23 protein-coding genes are annotated in these 19,666 nt (G+C 31.0%); 7 read left to right on the top strand and 16 right to left on the bottom strand.

Annotated elements, in window-relative coordinates; all coding sequences use genetic code 11:
- Positions 1–35: 35 nt before the first annotated feature.
- The 4 genes from FHG05_RS00185 (at position 36) to FHG05_RS00175 (ending at position 4,390) form a co-directional block, all read left to right on the top strand.
- Positions 36–2,456: a glycoside hydrolase family 31 protein gene (locus tag FHG05_RS00185; protein WP_140995999.1), complete on the top strand. Its 2,421-nt coding sequence runs from the start codon at positions 36–38 to the stop codon at positions 2,454–2,456.
- A gap of 214 nt (positions 2,457–2,670) precedes the next feature.
- Positions 2,671–2,793, top strand: coding sequence for a hypothetical protein (locus FHG05_RS18620; RefSeq protein WP_262710424.1), 123 nt, complete (start codon positions 2,671–2,673; stop codon positions 2,791–2,793).
- 134 nt (positions 2,794–2,927) lie between these two features.
- Entirely contained in the window at positions 2,928–3,602 is a 675-nt protein-coding gene (locus FHG05_RS00180) for a hypothetical protein (RefSeq protein WP_140995998.1), read from the top strand.
- A gap of 119 nt (positions 3,603–3,721) precedes the next feature.
- The gene (locus FHG05_RS00175; protein WP_140995997.1) at positions 3,722–4,390 is read left to right on the top strand and encodes a Crp/Fnr family transcriptional regulator; all 669 of its coding nucleotides are present in this window, start codon (positions 3,722–3,724) and stop codon (positions 4,388–4,390) included.
- 4 nt (positions 4,391–4,394) lie between these two features.
- Here FHG05_RS00175 and FHG05_RS00170 read toward each other — a convergent pair whose 3' ends face one another.
- The 3 genes from FHG05_RS00170 to rmuC form a co-directional block, all read right to left on the bottom strand.
- Complete coding sequence (locus FHG05_RS00170; RefSeq protein ID WP_140995996.1) at positions 4,395–4,949, bottom strand: acyl-CoA thioesterase; 555 nt, start codon at positions 4,947–4,949, stop codon at positions 4,395–4,397.
- A 79-nt stretch (positions 4,950–5,028) separates the two neighbouring features.
- A complete protein-coding gene (locus FHG05_RS00165) occupies positions 5,029–5,409 on the bottom strand; it encodes a 6-phosphogluconate dehydrogenase (protein ID WP_235889669.1) in 381 nt (126 codons plus the stop codon).
- A gap of 3 nt (positions 5,410–5,412) precedes the next feature.
- Complete coding sequence (gene rmuC / locus FHG05_RS00160; protein WP_140995995.1) at positions 5,413–6,792, bottom strand: DNA recombination protein RmuC; 1,380 nt, start codon at positions 6,790–6,792, stop codon at positions 5,413–5,415.
- Positions 6,793–6,896: 104 nt separating this feature from the next.
- On the opposite strand from rmuC, the gene FHG05_RS00155 reads away from it, so the two are divergent.
- The gene (locus FHG05_RS00155) at positions 6,897–7,466 is read left to right on the top strand and encodes a pseudouridine synthase (RefSeq protein WP_140995994.1); all 570 of its coding nucleotides are present in this window, start codon (positions 6,897–6,899) and stop codon (positions 7,464–7,466) included.
- Positions 7,467–7,617: 151 nt separating this feature from the next.
- Positions 7,618–8,856: a T9SS-dependent choice-of-anchor J family protein gene (locus tag FHG05_RS00150; protein ID WP_140995993.1), complete on the top strand. Its 1,239-nt coding sequence runs from the start codon at positions 7,618–7,620 to the stop codon at positions 8,854–8,856.
- Positions 8,857–8,919: 63 nt separating this feature from the next.
- On the opposite strand, the gene FHG05_RS00145 is transcribed toward FHG05_RS00150, so the two are convergent.
- The 6 genes from FHG05_RS00145 to FHG05_RS00120 form a co-directional block, all read right to left on the bottom strand.
- A complete protein-coding gene (locus FHG05_RS00145; protein ID WP_140995992.1) occupies positions 8,920–9,684 on the bottom strand; it encodes a dienelactone hydrolase family protein in 765 nt (254 codons plus the stop codon).
- Between the two features lie 73 nt (positions 9,685–9,757).
- The gene (locus tag FHG05_RS00140) at positions 9,758–10,537 is read right to left on the bottom strand and encodes an ABC transporter ATP-binding protein (protein WP_140995991.1); all 780 of its coding nucleotides are present in this window, start codon (positions 10,535–10,537) and stop codon (positions 9,758–9,760) included.
- A gap of 116 nt (positions 10,538–10,653) precedes the next feature.
- Positions 10,654–11,103: a hypothetical protein gene (locus FHG05_RS00135; protein ID WP_140995990.1), complete on the bottom strand. Its 450-nt coding sequence runs from the start codon at positions 11,101–11,103 to the stop codon at positions 10,654–10,656.
- Position 11,104: 1 nt separating this feature from the next.
- Complete coding sequence (locus tag FHG05_RS00130; RefSeq protein ID WP_140995989.1) at positions 11,105–11,854, bottom strand: class I SAM-dependent methyltransferase; 750 nt, start codon at positions 11,852–11,854, stop codon at positions 11,105–11,107.
- A 92-nt stretch (positions 11,855–11,946) separates the two neighbouring features.
- Complete coding sequence (locus tag FHG05_RS00125) at positions 11,947–12,375, bottom strand: SRPBCC family protein (RefSeq protein WP_140995988.1); 429 nt, start codon at positions 12,373–12,375, stop codon at positions 11,947–11,949.
- Between the two features lie 4 nt (positions 12,376–12,379).
- Positions 12,380–12,868, bottom strand: a complete 489-nt coding sequence (locus FHG05_RS00120) for an SRPBCC family protein (RefSeq protein WP_140995987.1) — start codon at positions 12,866–12,868, stop codon at positions 12,380–12,382.
- A 201-nt stretch (positions 12,869–13,069) separates the two neighbouring features.
- Here FHG05_RS00120 and FHG05_RS00115 point away from each other — a divergent pair, with 201 nt between their 5' ends.
- Entirely contained in the window at positions 13,070–14,059 is a 990-nt protein-coding gene (locus FHG05_RS00115; protein WP_140995986.1) for a GlxA family transcriptional regulator, read from the top strand.
- Between the two features lie 29 nt (positions 14,060–14,088).
- On the opposite strand, the gene FHG05_RS00110 is transcribed toward FHG05_RS00115, so the two are convergent.
- The 7 genes from FHG05_RS00110 to FHG05_RS00080 all read right to left on the bottom strand — a co-directional run bounded on the left by FHG05_RS00110 (position 14,089) and on the right by FHG05_RS00080 (position 19,635).
- Positions 14,089–14,640, bottom strand: a complete 552-nt coding sequence (locus tag FHG05_RS00110; RefSeq protein WP_140995985.1) for a dihydrofolate reductase family protein — start codon at positions 14,638–14,640, stop codon at positions 14,089–14,091.
- Positions 14,641–14,656: 16 nt separating this feature from the next.
- Entirely contained in the window at positions 14,657–15,289 is a 633-nt protein-coding gene (locus FHG05_RS00105; RefSeq protein ID WP_140995984.1) for a class I SAM-dependent methyltransferase, read from the bottom strand.
- A 71-nt stretch (positions 15,290–15,360) separates the two neighbouring features.
- The gene (locus FHG05_RS00100; protein WP_140995983.1) at positions 15,361–16,935 is read right to left on the bottom strand and encodes a hypothetical protein; all 1,575 of its coding nucleotides are present in this window, start codon (positions 16,933–16,935) and stop codon (positions 15,361–15,363) included.
- 59 nt (positions 16,936–16,994) lie between these two features.
- On the bottom strand, positions 16,995–17,483 hold the full coding sequence (locus FHG05_RS00095) for a hypothetical protein (protein ID WP_140995982.1): 489 nt from the start codon (positions 17,481–17,483) through the stop codon (positions 16,995–16,997).
- Between the two features lie 53 nt (positions 17,484–17,536).
- Positions 17,537–18,067 carry a MepB family protein gene (locus FHG05_RS00090; protein WP_140995981.1) on the bottom strand — a complete coding sequence of 177 codons (531 nt, stop codon included), beginning with the start codon at positions 18,065–18,067 and terminating at the stop codon, positions 17,537–17,539.
- Positions 18,068–18,076: 9 nt separating this feature from the next.
- A complete protein-coding gene (locus FHG05_RS00085) occupies positions 18,077–18,715 on the bottom strand; it encodes a hypothetical protein (protein WP_140995980.1) in 639 nt (212 codons plus the stop codon).
- A gap of 221 nt (positions 18,716–18,936) precedes the next feature.
- Entirely contained in the window at positions 18,937–19,635 is a 699-nt protein-coding gene (locus FHG05_RS00080) for a hypothetical protein (RefSeq protein ID WP_140995979.1), read from the bottom strand.
- Positions 19,636–19,666: the final 31 nt, after the last annotated feature.

The following is a 19,666-nucleotide window of genomic DNA, read 5'->3' as shown; positions in this document are numbered from 1 at the left end:
AGGATAGTAATAAATGATGGTAAAAAAAGTAAGTCATGATTTTAAATACAGAGTTAGAACATAAAGGGAATCTTTTTCCAAACAAAATTGTTTCCTTTAAGAAAGATGTTGATAAAATTTACTTTTATACAGCGAATAATGTTGTTTTACAAGTAACCGTAATAAGAGATAGTGTACTGCGTTTCCGATTTACAACTGTGGGTTCTTTTAGTAGGGATTTTTCCTACGCTATTTCATCCCAAGCGAGTAGAGGTTATAATCAATTGGATATTACAGAAACGACTGAAAGCTATGAAATTAGTACTTCTAAAATAATCTGCGTTATTTCTAAAAAAGATTTAAAAACCGTATTGTATGATGCTGTAGATAAAACCTTAATTTGTCAAGACGAATTAGGATTTCACTGGGAAGAAAGTTATGAATTAGGCGGTGATATTGTGAAAATGTCGAAACATTCTGAAACCAGTGAGAGTTTTTACGGTTTAGGCGACAAACCTTGTCAAAATAATTTGAAAGGAAAACGTTTTGAAAATTGGGTAACCGATTCCTATGCGTTTGGAAAAGATACCGATCCAATTTATAAAGCCATTCCGTTTTACATTGGCTTACATTCAAAAAAATCCTATGGAATTTTCTTTGATAATACCTTCAAAACCTATTTCGATTTTTGCCATGAAAGAAGAAGTGTAACCAGTTTTTGGGCCATGGGTGGCGAAATGAATTACTACTTTATTTATGGTCCTGAAATGAATGATGTAATTGCTAATTATACTGATTTAACTGGTCGTCCTAAACATTTGCCACCGTTATGGGCATTAGGCTATCATCAATGCAAATGGAGTTATTTCCCAGAAGCCAAAGTAAAGGAAGTCACTCAAAAATTCAGAGAACTTAAAATTCCTTGCGATGCCATCTACCTCGATATCGATTATATGGATGGTTTTCGTTGTTTTACTTGGAATAAAGACTATTTTCCAGATCCTAAACGAATGGTGGCCGAATTGGCCGATGATGGTTTTAAAACTATTGTTATTATAGATCCAGGTATAAAAATTGATCCTGATTATTGGGTGTTCCAAGAAGGCTTGGAAAATAAATATTTTTGTAAAAGAGCTGATGGACCCTATGTAAAAGGAAAAGTTTGGCCAGGGGAATGTTATTTTCCCGATTTTACCAATCCAAAAGTGAGAGAATGGTGGGCCGATCTTTTTAAAGAACTAATTGAAGAAATAGGGGTAAAAGGAGTTTGGAACGATATGAATGAGCCAGCTGTAATGGATGTGCCAGGGAAATCTTTCCCAGACGATGTAAGACATAACTACGACGGTTCGAATTGTAGTCACAGAAAAGCACACAACGTGTATGGGATGCAAATGGCTCGGGCTACCTATCACGGATTGAAAAAGTTTTCCTATCCAAAACGGCCTTTTGTAATTACGCGTGCTGCTTATTCGGGTACGCAACGTTATACTTCTACTTGGACAGGCGATAATGTAGCAACTTGGGAACATTTACAAATTGCCAATGCGCAGGCTCAACGAATGAGCCTTTCTGGTTTTTCATTTGTAGGTTCCGATATAGGTGGTTTTGCTGAACAACCGAATGGCGAATTGTACGCAAGATGGATTCAACTTGGGGTGTTTCACCCTTTTTGTAGAACTCATTCTTCAGGTGATCATGGCGATCAAGAACCATATGCTTTTGGTACCAATATTACTGATATTGTACGTAAATTTATTGAAATCCGATACCAATTATTACCCTATTTATATACCGCATTTTGGAAATACATAGAAGAAGGAGTGCCTATTATTAAATCTTTGGTTGTTTATGATCAAGAAGACCAGCAAACCTATTTCCGAAATGACGAATTTATTTATGGTGAGAGTATCTTAGTTTGTCCTATCGTAGAACCAAATTCCAAAGGAAGAAGAATGTATTTTCCGAATGGCAAATGGTATAATTTTTTCAATAACGAATTAATAGAAGGTGGCGAAGAAAAATGGGTAGATGCTGATATTGATACCTTGCCTGTTTTTGTAAAAGAAGGCGCAATTATTCCAAAATATCCCATCCAACAATATGTAGGAGAATTAGAAATTACCGAATTAAAAATCGATGTCTATTATAAACTAGGTAAAGAATCTTCCATGGTATATGAAGATGGTCAAGACGGTTACGATTACATGAAAGGACGTTATAGCATTCGCAATTTCAATTTGGTTGGAAAAGAAGACGTTTTAATTATCCAACAATTTAAATCGGGGAAATTTACTACTTCTTATGAAATTATAGAATTGAATATTATTGGTCTGCCCTTTGAAAAAGGAATTGTAGAAGTCGATAACGAAATCATCGATTATTCAGCCATTCAATCAAATATAGTAAGAGCTCGAAAAGATTTTACCGAAATTAGAATTTACAATAAATACTGTGAAATCCCTTTGAAAGAGTAAATTAATTAGTTTTTTGAGAAGCACAAGATAGATTTTTCAGTAGCACCATCTCCCGCTATTCACTGTATCTTTTTATTTGTTTCTCCTTGTAAATTTTCAATAAAGCAAAACAAATAAAAAGGATGCCGTTGTTATCGGGGCTAAAAAATACTAGTTACGGTTTACTACACTTTTATCTCTTAGTGTAAAAGAATAATTCATAACAATAGATTAAATGAACGAAAATCATCAAGAATTTGTTTCTGACTATCTAAACACTTTTGTGAATGTATTATCAGAAGTAAGACTATCTTTTGGTATTTGGTCACCTACAAACAGAAATGAGCATTGTTGGTAAATAGAATAAATAAAGAAAATAGTTTTCTAAGAAATATAAAATAATGATAAAAAATAAGTTTATTCCGAAAACTATTTTTATAATATTTCGCTTTATATTTGCATTTGCTGAGTAAATCTATCTAAAACAAAGAAATGAAAGCAACAATTCTAGCCCTACTATTAGTTACAATAGGACAAGTTTATGGGCAATCGGCCAGAAAAGTAAATTATACCGATTATGTAAGAGATGTTCAAAAATGGGATAAAAATGAAAATAATATGGCATTATCATTTTGGATCCCAACTAGTTTTTGGAAAGTAATTTTTCAAGATAATGAACAGTTTACTCCTGGTGCAATTAATCAAATTCAAACCGTGTTTGATGATTTTGTAATTATTTGTGCTTTAAATATGGATGTGAAATTTAATGGTGCAATAAGTTATACTAGTGATGATGATCTAAAAAAAGAAATTTCTATCATAGATAGTAATGGGATAATTTATACACCTTTACAAAAGGAAGAACTATCGTCTGAAGTGTTGTCTTTTTTAAACAGAATTAGACCAACATTCAGCAATATGATGGGTAAAATGGGTGAAGGGATGCATTTTTATGTTTTTGAAGTAAAAGATAAAAAAGGATTAAATCTTATAAATGAATATCAAAAAGGTGAATTTACAGTAAAACATTCCAATAGAGAGTTTAAATATGAACTACCTTTAGTGAGTTTGTTGCCAACCAAAGAATGTTCTGTGGATCACGCTGAAATGAAAGGAAATTGGAATTTTTGCCCAATACATGGCGTTAAATTGGAAAGTGTAAAATAAAAACGACTTTAATTTCAATAGGAATTCGTTAATAAAATGATAAATGTGCTTTAGAATCTCTAGAGCATTTTTTTATTGTAATAATATCAGTATTTTTGATATACTAAAAATTATTGCTAATGAGTTCCATTTGGTATTTTGAAGATGTCAACCTGTTTAATATCATGTGTCCGCATAAATATAAAGATGCAGGGCACAGTCATTCGTCTAAAAATTACAAAAAAAATGATATTATTTATACAGAAGACGATACTGCTGATAAAATATACCTTGTTAGTAATGGTAAGATAAAAATTGGTTACATCAACGAAGAAGGTGAGGAGATTATATCTGCGATTTTATCAAAAGGAGAAATTTTTGGAGAGAAAGCAATTCTAGGTGAAGAAAAAAGGAACGAATTTGCATTGGCACTCGAAAATAATACAACAATTTGCCCTATTGCTGCCGATGAAATGCTCGAATTAATTAGAGGAAACCGCGAACTCAGCTTGAAAATTTATAAGTTTATAGGTTTTAGACTAAAACGATTGGAACGTAGATTGAAATTGTTATTGTTTAAAGATACTAAAACGCGTTTGAAAGAATACTTGAATGAACTCGCTTTGGATTATGGATATAAAAATACAGTTTCTGGAGATACCGTTATCAAACACCCTTTTACACAAAGAGAAATTGCTTCTCTAATAGGTACGTCTAGACCCACTTTAAATATTTTGATTAACGAACTTCAAGAAGAAGGTTATTTGCAATTTGACCGAAAAGAAATTATTCTTAAAAAGAACAATTAAGCCATTAAGGTAAATCGATAATTACATTATATTTTTTTAGTAAATCCAAAGCAGCTTTGGATGTATAATCAAAAGAACTTTCTTGATGGATTCTTTTTTTGTTTTGTTCAATACGTCGTAAGGCATCGAAAAAACGTCTTACTTCTTGTAAATCCGATAGAATTAAATGCGGAACCGAAGTGGTCTTTCCTGATTCATCTTTGGCCACCATGGTAAAATAACTCGAATTACAATGTTTTACAACACCCGTTTGAATATTTTCTGAAACCACGCGAATACCTACAACCATAGAGGTGTTGCCTACATAATTTACAGAAGCTTTTAGAGTAACCAATTCACCAATCTCGATAGGATTTAAAAAGTCCACTTTATCTACAGAAGCGGTAACACAATAACAACCGGAATATCTAGAGGCACTTGCAAAGGCAATTTGATCCATTAACTGCAACAAATAGCCACCATGTATTTTACCACTAAAATTAGTATGTGAAGCAAGCATCAATTCGCTTAACGTAACTTTTGATGCTTCAACAGTATTCGATTCTTTTTTCTTATTCATTCTCTTATAAATTCCAAGGGTTATTTCCGTTATTATCTAAAGCAACTCAATTAAATGCTATTTTAAAAATTGAGGTTCATTATTCACCATTATTAAAATAAGGAGAAGTTTCTTTTTCAACTTTGGTAATAAAATAACGAGTGTCTCCCCACCAAAAGAAGGTTCGTAAGCGCTCCACATATTCCACTTTTACAAACTTTCCTTGTAAGTTTTTCAAACTATCAATTACGGGTTGCTGATCGTCTAAAACTGAAAATTTAAAAATTTGCGCTCCTGAAATACCTTGACTAATTTCTCCTTCCCAAGTTTTAACAAAGTATCCTTTTTTACTAATTTTTATTAATTCACCTGAACGAACACCTTCACTGTAAGGAACATAATAAATGTAACTCATATAACCAACGAGTGTAAGAATCGCTACTAAGATGCTGAAAAAAACTATTTTTTTAAAGACTGTCATAATTTATTCGTTTTCTATGATGGAATTGATTTCATTTTCAGAAGCTCTTTTTAAAACACTTTCTGGAAGTGCTTTTTTAGCTTTGGCACCCATTTTTTTAAGTTTTTCTACGCTTACCACAAGGTTTCCTTTTCCTTCTACTAATTTGTTCATGGCGTTCCCATATTCCGATTTGGCTTCGTCCATTTTTTTACCAATTTTAATTAAATCGGAAACAAAACCTTCAAATTTATCATACAAAGCACCGGCTTGTCGTGCAATTTCAATGGCATTTTCTTGTTGTTTTTGATTGGTCCACATACTGTCAATAGTACGAAGGGTTGCTAATAAAGTAGCAGGTGTTACAATCACAATGTTTTTTTCAAAAGCTTTGTTGTATAAGGTGCTATCTTCATTAAGTGCCAATGCAAATGCGGGTTCAATTGGAATAAAAAGCAATACAAAATCGGGACTTTCCATATGGTAAATATCCTGATAGTTTTTATCACTCAATTGGTCAACATGTCTTTTTACTGAAGTAACATGTTCTTTTAAAATGATACTTTTTGCGGTTTCGTCTTCTTCATTTACATAACGTTCGTAAGCAGTTAAAGAAACTTTAGAGTCAATCACCATTTTTTTACCATCTGGAAGGTTGATAATCACATCAGGCATGATTCTTCCACCTTCTTGACTCGTAAAACTTTGCTGTACTTCGTATTCACGTCCTTTTTCTAAACCTGATTTTTCCAGAACACGTTCTAATACCAATTCGCCCCAATTTCCTTGCATTTTGCTATCTCCTTTTAAAGCTTTGGTCAAATTAACGGTCTCTTTCGACATTTTATCATTCATTTCTCTCAAACCTAAAATTTGCTGACGCAATGCGGCATGATAATCAATACTTTCTTTATGAGTGTCTTCTACTTTCTTTTCAAACAATTGAATTTTTTCTTGTAACGGATTCAAGATAATTTTCAAGTTTTCTTTATTTTGTTCTGTAAACTTTGTGGTTTTTTCCTCTAAAATTTTATTGGCTAAATTTTCAAATTCTTTGGTAAACTTTTCCTGAAGTTCATTTACTTCTTGTTTCTGTTCTTTATTGCGTTCTAATAAATTGTCAAAATCGTTTTCTTTTTTGGCCAAATGAATGGCTAATGCTTCTTTCTCTTTTTGAAGATTCTCTTTTTCAGTAACAATTTGTGCTAAGGTCTTTTCAAATTGTAATTTTTCGGCTTGCAATTGATTTTTTACTTGTTCCATTTGGTTTACCAAACCTGAAACCCTTTCTTCTAAAGAAGATTTTTCGGCTTGAGCTTGGGTTTTAGAAAGCAATTTGCCAAGGTAAAAACCTATGGCTAAAGCGAGAATAAATACGGCTAATACTAAAATAATTTGTGACATATACATTAAGAAATTTCAATTGTAAATTTAAGGAATTAATTCAACTTTAAAATCAGAATTCATATAAATTGAATACTGTATTTTTGCAGTAAATCCAAAAAAAAATGAGTCACCAACATTTTATGCTTCATAAACCGCATGGCTATTTGAGTCAGTTTATTTATGAATTGAAAAGAAAAAAGAAGTTATTAGGCGAATTGTATCCTTTTCCAGAAGGTACTATGGCAATTGGTAGGCTCGATGAAGATTCGGAAGGTTTGTTATTGCTTACTACAGATGGCAAAGTGAGTGAACAAGTGCGAAGTAAAACTGTTGAAAAAGAATATTATGCTCAAGTGGATGGTATTGTTACTGATGAAGCCGTGCAACTCTTGCAAAAAGGAGTAGAAATAGGTGTAAATGGTTCAAAATATAAAACCTTGCCTTGTAAAGCGAAACGAATTGAAACGCTACCTTCTTTTATTGGACCAGGAAAAAAAATACGAGATGAACGTCACGGACCAACTTCTTGGGTTTCCATAACGGTTACCGAAGGGAAATTTCGTCAAGTAAGAAAAATGACAGCGGCTATTGGCTTTCCTACATTACGATTGGTACGAGTTAGAGTAGGAAAAATGTATTTGGAAGGAATAGATGTTGGGTCTGTTAAAGAAGTTTCACAAATTGTTTTGTAGTTTGTTTGTTGTTTATATCTAATATAAATTCATTTAAGTTTATTTTTTTAATATAAAATCTGTTTAATTGATAAAAAAAAGTTAATAAATGTTAAAATATATTTACTTTTTATTGGTTTTTATATTTTTATTGTAAATAAAATAATACAAAATGAGAAAAATTTTACTTACTACGTTTCTTTTAGGAAACTTTTTTTTAGCTAATTCACAAAACACCTGCGCTACAGCTGTTACGGCAACAGCAGGAATTACTACTGTTGGAGCAATAAACGGAACATTTCTAGATGTGTGTGGCAATGGTTCAGCTACGTATTCAGAATGGTATTCCTATACATCGACTATTTCTGGAATTGTAACAATCACTTCTAATTTATCTCAAAATGATGGTGTAGTTAATAGTGATGATACGTACATCAATGTATATTCTGGAAGTTGTGGAGCCTTAAACTGTATTACATATAATGATGACATTGCATCAGGCAATTATTTGTCTGAAGTAAGTTTTGTGGTACAACCTGGAGAAGTTTATTTTCTTGAATGGACTGACGAATGGAGTGCAGCTGGTTTCGATTTTGAAATAACTGAAACGGTTGTGAATTGTCCTACAGCTATGGCACCGCCATTTACAGAAGACTTTACCAATGTTGGAGTTGCCTATGTTTGTTGGCAATCGTTAGATGAAGATGGAGATGGAGTTACATGGGATGTTGCTGATTATGATTTAGATCAAAATGGTACACCAGATGGGAATCCATGTTTGCGTTCGGCTTCTTATGATAATAATTCAGGAGCTTTAACACCAGATAACTGGATTATTTCTTATCCAATCGATTTATCATCATATGCTAATGGAACCACAATTGAATTGTCTTGGTTGGCAAGAGGTATAGATTCAGACTATCCAGATGAGAATTACTCTGTTTATGTGGCTACTACAAATACCACTACAGATTTTTTAGCATCTCCAATTAGTTTTACAGAAATTATTGGTCAAAATGGAGGCGATGGAGTTTTTGTATCTAGAACATTAGATATTTCTTCTTTTTATGGTCAAACTGTCTATGTAGCCTTTAGACATCATGATGTTACGGATCAATATGAATTAAATATAGATGATATAGCGGTTACGAGTACATTAAGTTCTAAGGCATTTGCAGTAAATGGTTTTAGTATGTATCCTAATCCTGCGGTAAACCAATTAACAATCTCTTCAGAAAATACACAGATGAATACTATAACTATAATGGATGTTAATGGAAGAATGGTTAAACAAAGCCATGTTAATGCTACTGAAGCTCAAATCAATGTTTCTGATTTAGTAGCTGGAATTTATATGGTTACGATTGCTTCTCCTGAAGGAACGAGTGTTCAAAAATTTGTAAAACAATAGTGAAGTATAAAAATAGAAATACTAAAAAAGGTTCACCACTGTGAACCTTTTTTAGTATTTCTATTAATTGAAAATTTCTGTAAAAAAATCTTGCATCGCTTGCCAACTTCTTTTATCGGCTAATTCATTATAAGCTGCACCTTTACTATTATCAGTGTCTAAATCTTTGTGCGTAAATGCATGAACCGCATTTGAATAGATATTCATTTGCCATACTGCTTTTCCAATTTTCATTTCGTCTTGAAAAGCTAATACTTCTTTTTGAGGTACATATGGATCATCAGCTCCATGAAGTACTAATACTTTTGGAGTGATGGCTTCAGTTTGACGCATTGGATCTTTTCCTAAACCACCGTGAAAAGAAACTACTCCTTTTACTTTTAAATTCCCTCTTGCAGCTTCTAAAGCTCCTGTTCCACCAAAACAATACCCAATAACTGCAATTTCATCAGGATTTGCACCTTGTTTTACTAATTGATCAATAGCTAATTGAATTCTTTTTTGGTAATCTTTATAACTGTTTTTAAAATACCCAGCTAATTTTCCTGCTTCAGTAGTATTACTAGGGGTGTTACCTACACCATAAATATCTGCTACAAAAGCATGATACCCTAATGCAGCTAAATTTTCAGCAGACTCTTTAGCATGTGCATCGATACCCATCCAAGCAGGTAAGATGATAACTCCGATGTTTTTTGGGTTAGCCGTAGTTGCTTTAGCAAAAAAGCCTTCTAATTTTTGACCGCCATCAGTATAGGCAACTGATTTTAATTGAGCATTCATAGAGAAACTAATAAGGGAAATTACAAAAACTATATATTTTTTCATGGATTAATTTTTTTATAAAATTACTAAATACTTTAGTTATTTGGGTTACCAAATAGGGAAAATAATTTTAGAGTTAAACGATTTTAAATTTGCCTATGGTTTTATCGAAAGTAATGGCTTCATTTTGAAACAATTCGTTAAAAACATTTTGTTCAATTAAATTACAAGGCTGATCTTTTACGAGCTTATTAGGTGTTAAAACAATCATTTCATCACACAATTGAATGGCTAAATCAATGTCATGTGTAGAATATAGAATTGTTTTATTCGTTTCTTGAGTTAGTTTTTTTAAAAGTTTTATTAAGGAAACTTTATGTAATAAATCGAGATGTGTGGTAGGTTCGTCTAAAATAATGATAGCCGTATCTTGTGCTAAAGCTCTTGTGATTAATGCTTTTTGTAATTGACCATCGCTTATTTCATAATGTTTTTTATCTATAAAATTGCCTATTCCAGTTAATGCAATGGCATGATCAATTTTTTCTTTGTCTTCATTGGTTAAAGTACCTAACCAATTGGTATAAGGTTGTCTCCCAAGAGCCACAATCTCATAAACCGTTAAATTACTTGGTGGCAAATGTTCGGTTAAAACAATGCTTAATTCTTGCGCTAATAAGTTGGGATTGTAATTTTTTAATGGTTTACCTTGTAATACTATTTCTCCTTTTAAAGGAGGAATAATACCTGTTAGGGTTTTTAATAGAGTAGATTTACCAATTCCATTGGCACCAATGAGCGCTACCAATTGACCTGCTTCTAGATTGATGGTACAACTTTCAATAATCGTTTTAGATTCGTTTTTATGTTTATAACCGATGGATAAATTTTCGCTAAGTAAAACAGTAGATGTCATTAAAAGAGACTAAATGTTGTGTTACAAAGTTAAAAGATTACAGTCAATAATATTGTATAACGATTGTTTTATTCTTTTATATAAGATTTTGAGATTAAAAGAGGTTGTACGTAACATTAAGATTTCTTTCTCAAAACGTAGACTAATTTTTTCAAAATTATAGGTGAAGCAACTCGAAATCCTATTTCTATAATGCCTCTAAATAGCAACAAAAAAAATATAAATGCGAATATTGTACCGAATTCTTTTCTATTTAGCAAGTCAATTGATATGAGTACAACCATTATTGAATAAAGCGTAAAGTATATTTTTAGTTTCATACCCGTAAAAAGATGCAATGCTAAATTGTTTGGATATATCTGTCCTTTTATGATACAAAAATTACCAAAAAAACTAGATAGTTGAATGGTAAATGTATTGGTTACTATTTCACCAACAAACGTTTTATCTTCCCAATACCCTGTAAATTGTTTACTATCGATTGTATTTTTTTTCAAGTTTACAATCAGGTTATGATGATTTTCTGATAAGGGAATATTGATATCTTTTTCTGGAAATAGCTTCATTTTATAAACTTTTTTGGTTTACATAACCGACACGCAAAAGTATGGGAAAATGAACTTTTCTCATTTTTTCTGTTCCCCAAATTTTTTCTAATTTTGTTTCTAATTCAAGTATTGGGTTAACCTGATTTTGTTTCATGTAGTGTTTTACAGCAGACCAAGTATTCAAATAACCAATAAGATGCTCCAAACTCCAGTGTTGCGTATTCGTAAAATGTGGCGTTGCAATTTCGTCAAAAGGGAAAGGTATGGTCTTGTAATTTTCATCAATGTATTTTCGTTCGTTGTCCCAATATTCGCCAATTACATCGGTGTAAAAATGAGAAATAAGTGCATCGATTTCTTCTGAAATAGTAATTCGACCATAACCTAAAGCCACAAATACTGCCTTTTCTTTTGCAGTACGTTGTACTTCAGCATAAAATCTTTCAAAATCAAACCAATGAATCGCTTGTGCTACAATGATTAAATCAAATAAGTTGTCTTTAAAATTTGTTTTTTCAGCAGGTTGTACCGAATAAATGATTTGTTTTGACGGCCAAGCATTATCAATTTGTGATTGACTAATATCGGTAGCATAAACAGTTGTATAGGAGGTTACTAATTCTTGAGCTACCTGACCGTTTCCAGTTCCACAATCCCAAGCTTTTTCTTTGTTAATTACTAATGTATTCAGATATTCAAAAAGTTCAGCAGGATATTTCGGTCTGTATTTTGCATATTGATCTGATTGAGAAGAAAAATTATCTTTCATATTGGTTTTAGAAAATTGAAATTAAGTTTTATTTCAAAAAACACCTAAAACAAATATACCGGAATTACATTGGAAAAACTACAATATTTTGCTTAATCTAAGGCAACTTTTAAATTTTGTAGATACTGCGACCAAGCATTGGAACATTGGTTATAGCACTCTATTTCAGGAACAAGACCCTTATGAGTAAAAGTAACAAGAGTTCGATCTTCAGTTTCTTCTAATTCAAAAGTAATTTGCGTTTCATTCCATTCGTCTTTTTGATCCAAAAATGATAAATGACTTTGGGTAACCAACCAAGTAATTTTTTGGTTTGGAATAGTATCAATTAACTTTTGAACTGAAAAATGAGCTCCGTTTCCAGCTCGAAAGGAGAATTCGTCTCCAATTTGTTGGCTTTTTCCCGTGATTTCTTCTGCAAATAATCCTTTCCACCATTTTTCAGGATGTAAAAGAATATTGAAAATAGTCGCAGCCGATTTCGAACTGCTAAAACGAAAGTTGTAATTCGTATGTTTCATATTCTTATTTATTTGGAAGTCCCCATTTTTCAACTAATTCAGCATTTAAACCTCCTTCTTTCGGATTTGGTTTTCCAGTTCCAGTTGTAATTAAACTTTTCAAACTGCCTTGAATATAACTTGTCCATGCATCTTCGCAAACTTGATAACATTCATAAGTAGGAACCAATCCTTCATGAGTAAACGTTATTTTTGTTTGTGAACCTTGTGATTCAATGTCAAAAATAAGTTTGGTATTTACCCATTCGCTTTGATTTTGGGTAAAATTGAATTGATTTTCAGTAACTAGATAGACTAGTTTTTTATTAGCAATTTGTTCGATAAGTTTAATTTTACACAAATGAACCTCTTTGTAATGATAGAAAAAAGTTTCGTTCAAAACATTGGTTTTACCTTCAATATCCATCGACCACCACGCTCTAAAATCTTGTATGGTTTGAAATACTTGTTCAGGATTTTGATTTACTTCTATGGTTGTTGTGAATGATTTCATATGATTTTGATTTTTAATTGTAGATTGATTTTGTCCATAAAATAAGAATGTTTGTAAAACGAATACAAGTTTGAAAATGTGAGATTTCATCTTTTTTTTACAAATTTCTGTAATCTAATAGAGAATAAAGTAGTGCAATATAGACATATTAACGGGTTGATTTAGACAAGTGTGTTTTGTATATTTGTAAGAAAAGATATCATGAAGCATTTAACGATATTGGTTCCAAATGGAGAAAACAATTTGAGTAGTATTGTGGGATCGTATAAGATTTTTAATCGTGCCAATGCTATTTTTACTGCTAAAGGAAGGAATGCCGTTTTTACAATAGAATTAGTTGGAACCTCCCAAAAAATAGGTTTTTATGATGATTTATTTACGGTTCAACCTCATAAAAAGTTATCCGAAATTAAGAAGACCAATTGTATTATCATTCCTTCTTTGAATCATAATTTTGATAGTGCAGTACAGGAAAATCAAGAAATTATAGATTGGATCAACAAACAATATCATTTAGGTGCAGAAGTTGCCAGTATATGTACAGGTGCTTTTTTATTAGCAGCAACCGGGTTGTTAGAAGGGAAAATGTGTGCAACGCATTGGTCTGCAGCAGCTGTTTTTAAGCAACGTTTTCCAAATATCAATTTGCAACCAGACCAATTGATAACAGATGAAAATGGTATTTATACCAATGGAGGAGCGTATTCTTTTCTAAACTTAATTTTGTATTTAATTGAAAAATTCTACGATAGAGAAACCGCTTTATTGTGTTCCAAAATATTTCAAATAGATATGAATAGAAGTCAGCAATCAGAATTTATAATTTTTAACGGACAAAAAGAACATGAAGATGAAGCCGTTTTGGAAGCTCAAGAGTATTTAGAGCAAAACTTTCAAGAAAAGATATCGATAGCTTATTTGTCTGAAAAATTACATATTACAAGAAGAAATTTTGATCGAAGATTCATTAAAGCAACAGGTGTTACACCTTTAGATTATCTACAAAGAGTTAAAATTGAAGCGGCTAAAAAACAATTGGAAAATTATCCCAAAACGGTAACCGAAGTGATGTATGAAGTGGGTTATAACGATGCGAAAGCTTTTAGAGACGTTTTTTGTCGGATAACAGGTTTATCGCCAGTAGAGTATAAGTTACGCTATAATAAAAATGCATCTTTTATTGAAAAATAATAAAGTAAAAACTATTGTTTGATTTTGGTTTATTGTTTTTTAGGTTGGTAATAAAGAATAATAGCTTCATTTGTAAAAGTTTTGTGTTTTACTAAATTAAAAACCATACGTTCCCTGATATCTTCAAATAAGGATAAGCCTTTACCTTCCACCATTGGGTGAATGCAAAGTTGGATTTCGTCAATTAAATTTAGTTGTAAAAGTGCAATTATCAAACTGCGACTTCCAACAAAAATAGCTTTTCCCGATTGATTTTTTAACGCAACGACTTCTTCTTTTAAATTGTTTTGTGCTAAGGAAGCACTTTTCCAATTGATTTCTTTAAGTGTATTGGAGAAAACAATTTTTGGAATAGTATCAATAGCCAGTGCAAATTCATTCATAGATTTTTCTTCGGATGGATTTTCTAAGATAGTTTGCCAATACGTCATTAATTCATAGGTTTTTCTTCCATACAAAATAGCATCTCCTTGATGTAATAGTTCAGTATAATGCTCATGTATTGCTTCATCTGGAATTCCTGCAGTATGATTACAAATGCCATCGATAGTCATATTAAGCGCTCCTATTATTTTCCTCATAAATGCGGTATGGTTTTTATATTTCCTTCTTAGCAGTTACAACTGTATGGATATCAAATTCGGTTTCTGAAATTTTATACGGTACTTTAAAAACGGTAATTTCATTAAATTTAGAGTTGCTAAGTTGAATTTTTAGATTTTCCAAATCATGATAATAAAAAAATACACGACCACCACTTCCCACTTTAAATTCTGATTTTTCAGGTTCTCCTTCTACAAAACTGAAATAGAGTAACCCCTTTTCGTTTAATAAATTATAAGCATTAGTTATAAGTTCGGTTGCATCTTTTGGTGACAAATAAGGTAAGCAAAACCCCACAACAATACCATCAAACTTTTCTTCAAGAGTAGAAATTGCTCTGGTGTCCATAACTTCAAATTTTGCAGTTGGATTGTTTTGTTTGGCCAATTCAATCATGTTAGGAGCAATATCAATTCCAAAAATAGCAAAGTCTGGTCTTTTGGTTAACAAATATTTCGTAATATTTCCCGGACCACAACCTATTTCCAAAAGTTTCGATTTAGGATTCTTAATGGCATTACAGATATAGTCATAGGTATCGTTATAAATGTCTAAATCCATAAACTTATCTTGATAGAGCATTGCAATATTATTCCATGTTTGATAGGTTTCTTTGTATTTGTCCATGAGTTGCGTTGTATTTGTTTTAAAAATACATTTTTATTTATAAAACGAAGTTGTTTTCAGTGTATTATTCATTAATTTCTAGCACAAATGATTTGTTTATCCACTTGGTTTCCATTTTTGTCAAAGGCCAATAAAAAGGTTTCTTTACTTCGGTCTAAAGGTACTTTCAATTTTTTACTTGAGGGAATTATTGTTGTAAAATACGGAATTTTTTTACTGAAATCGTATGGGTTTTTAATTTCATTTCCCAAGAACAAAACGATTTGAATATCAGTCTTTGTAGTATTTTGGTATTCAAAGGCACTAAAAGGAAATTCAATTGGTTCTTTTGTATTGTTATTTAATACTAAGTAATCCACAGCATTCCATCGAGTATCTTTAAAGTGGTTGCTATTAATGATTCCATAGTTAGCTTCTATTTGATTTCGGTAAGCATTTAAATGAGTTTGGCTGATGGTTAGAGGATCAATTTTGTACTTATTCTTGAAGATAGTAGCCATCCATTCTTTTCCTTGGCTAGTTGGTTTTTCTAAGATATGATCAATTCCTGCAAGAACGACAACTTTAGCATTTGGGTCGATTAAAAAGCTTTTGTTGTAAATGTTTTCTGCTTGACCAACTTCACGGTTTTTATGGTTATCGGTATTTTCGTAAGCGATAAATTGAAATCCTAATGCTTTTGCTTTTCGAATGAGATTTGAAAAATTTTGTTCACTAGTATAAAAACCAGTTTCTAAAGTAGGATAGGAGTTAGGTATATTTAAAAGGCTATCTTGTTTAGTGTTTAACGCTTCCAAAGCCAAATAGTTGTAACCAATGGCTTTCAGTTTTTCCAATACATCTGAAACCAATATTCTATGATTTGGATAAAAATGATTTTCATTAATCATTACAATGCGATGTTTTTTGGCTTCTTGAAGTATGGTATCCAAAGCTTGCGCATTATAAAACGATTTTTCTTTAACTATTTTAACAATAGTATCGTTGGGTTTAAATCTAGATTCGAGTTGATTTAAATACGTATCATAAAGTTTATTTTTTCCTAGGAACGAAGAAAAAGTCAATTGCATTTGAAGCTTTGACCATTCTTCTTGTTTATCATAAGAGGGAAAATCACTAATTTCTTGAAGAGCTGCATAAAATTTATTGGAAAGCTGGTATTTTTGTACAATATCAAAAATGGTTTGAATTTGCTTTCTGTATGTAGGTCCAACTTCTAGGCTTTTAAAACAATTTTTTAAATCGATTTCCAATGTTTTTTTAGCATTTTTTTCAAGTGCGTTACCAATGAAACGAATGGTTTGATTCTCTACTAAAGTATCAAAAACGACTAGCTCTTTGGAATAGTTGGAAAGTTTGTTTTCTGAAACCGTTACAAAATATTCGTAAGGAGGATCATTGGTTTTACCATAAATTAAAACAGGATCAGTTAGTTTAATTTTTGAATTGCGAATACACTTTTTTAATTCTTTTGTATCGGTTACATAGGAAATATCTGCAGGAGTTTTGAAGTAGAGTTGTAAAGAATCGTTTTGTATATGAATGCTATAATTTCTGATATAATGGTTTTGTTCAAAATACGGACTTATTTTTGGGGCACAACTTAGAATCACGAATGATACAATTACAAATGCTATTTTTTTCATTAGAATAGAATGTGTTTTCGGCTTAATTAGGAATGTAAAGTATTTAAAAGGTTCAAATTTTATTTTGATTTTTCGATCAAGTTATTAAAGATTTTTTTCAATTCTACTGCGTCTGTTAATTCAAATATCTCTAAAAGTGTACATACACTTTCTCCTTCCCAACTATATTTAAGGTTTTGGTTGTATTTTGAAATGAGGTAGTTTAAACTAGTTTGTGTCACCTTACCTCCAATTTCTTTTTCCAAAATCAATATAAAATCATTAAGACTTTGAATAGGCGTTGGCCAATCATTTTCTGCCTCTAGTATTTTAGTAGCTATTTTTTGATCGATTTCATTTTTAAAATGATTTTCTTCTACTAAATCAAATAATTTTTCAAAAGTAAGCATAGGTAGTTCGTTTAATTCTTTTCTTTCAATTACGTCTTCTTGAATCATTTTCTTTTCAGCCAAGCGTTCTCCTTTCCAAAAAAAACGTTTCCCCATTTTTCTTAGATGCTTGTGCCACTCTTTATCAAAGGTTAATTGTCCTTTTCTTTTATTTCCCATTTTAAAATTAGGATACTTCTTATTTGATTTAACAGTTATTTTATGAGTAAAGTTTATGCAAACAAATGTAAATTATTTACATTGTACAGCTCACTTATTTTCTTTAAATCTAGGGTTTCATTAATTTCAAAAAAATAATTCAGTTGCCATTTTTGAGTTTTCTCTGCTTGTTTATTTAATGTTTTGTCCCAAATAGGATACACTCTAAAACCTCGTTTTCCTTCTTTTTTTGCATTTGTTATAAGCCCTTTTTTTATAAGTTCAGATTTTGGAAATACAAATTGTCCAAAACGCTTTTCTGATTTTGCATGAATTACATAAAAATCAAATGAATCATTTTCTGAATAAGGTGCCGTTTCTCCGTTTTGATTGCGTTTCCAAAACGTTACAAATTGGCCTACTTTTTTAGGAGTTATTTTTGAACTTCTCGAAATAATTTTCATTCCGTTGAGTTCGAATTGACAAGCATCATATTCGGTTCCTTCAATTTCAATGTACAATTTAGAAATATTGAGTGCTAATTGGTCATAGACTTTGGTTTTAACCTCAATAAGGTTATTGTTTAAAGTTTTAGTATCAATCATTTGTGATTATTAATTATAATTTTTGTGGTATCCAAATCCATACGTTACTGCAAAACCTAAATAGCTATGATTTGATATATTACCTAATAATTTAAATCCGATGCTTCTACCGAATGAAGTTGGTTTACCAACAGGCACTAACATATAAATTCGATACCTTTCTTTTTTTGAGTTGAACCATTTTATATTGATTTCATAAGAAAATCCATAGTGCACCTTATTATATTTGTAGATTTGATTGTTTTCATCTCTATATTTTGATTGAAAGTTATTATGTGCTAATCCTGCTGAAAAACTGTATGAAACAAAGTCTCTGATAATTCTTTTTCCGTACAAAATTGCAATTTCAGTATTTCCCATTTTTGATGCTACATATGGAAATTGTACAGTGGGTGCTAAAAGAGTAGCGTTAAACTTGAATTCAGGGTTTTCAATATAACGTATGGTAAATAAGTTATTTTCGAATTGATAGTTTGCTGTTCCACCGTATAAAAATCCGCCATACTCACCAAAACTTCCGCCACCTCCGAAAACTAACTCAGTAAAGAGGATTGGATTTGTTCTTGTAGTATCTTGGCAATACAATGATTGTGAAACTACAACAAAAAGAAGTATTATTATTTTTATTTTAGATATTAATAAAAGCATTGTTTTTTGTATGTTTTTTTGAATTTTACTTTCAATTATAGCAATTTATCTAATTCCATTTTGCTACATTACTTACCTTCATGAGAATTAGATATTATTAAGTAATCAAATATTTCATTAAGTATTGAATTTTCAGAGACTCGAGTACAAAGTGGCAATTGAAGCAGTAAAAATCAAACATAAGTTATACTAAAATTTATTGATGAGATTAGTAATTGAATTTAGTTGCATTTTATAAATTTCAAAGGCACTTCATTTTTTGAATTTATAAATCCATTAAAAATTTTATAGTTATTCATTTCAATTGTTTTTAAATCGGAATGACTAATAGTTTGGTCATAATTTTTTGAATCGCTATAGATTTGAATTTTCATCTTGTATTTTTTTTCTTTATCGAAAGTTATTCTTGATTCATTTCTGCCAAATTTGTCGTTGGATAAATTTACAAAATATTCAAAATATAAAGTTTCACCTGGATGAATTGCAAAATTATTTTGCAGCGGTAGTATTCCTGATTTATAACCTAAGTTTTTTGCTTCTTGTTTTTGAAGTTTATCACGAAATCTAATGTAAGTACCCATACTGTCTGTTGAATATATTGAAGAAAAATAAGGTTGTGCTATATTGTTGTTTTCATCTATAAACACAGTGTTTTGATTCGCTAATAAGCCTACTAAATAACTATCTTTTTTATATATTTCATGATAATTTTTATTGAAATAATAGGTGTTATCAGAATGATTGATAAGTTTGTATTTAATGATATTTATTGAATTAGAAGCATTCATATCTTCATTATATTTTTCGTTATAATTGCATGAAATGATTTCTTCATTCAAAATAATAAGTTCTAGATCATTTTCTTTGGTAACACAAGATGAAACAAAAAAACTGAATGCTATAAAAACGGAATGTTTCATAAAATAATCGTGATTGTTTTAATAATGGGAC

Origin of the sequence: Flavobacterium profundi, from assembly GCF_006491645.1 — a bacterium.
In the GTDB taxonomy this organism is placed as follows: domain Bacteria; phylum Bacteroidota; class Bacteroidia; order Flavobacteriales; family Flavobacteriaceae; genus Flavobacterium; species Flavobacterium profundi.
This window is presented reverse-complemented; position numbering and strand designations above follow the sequence as displayed.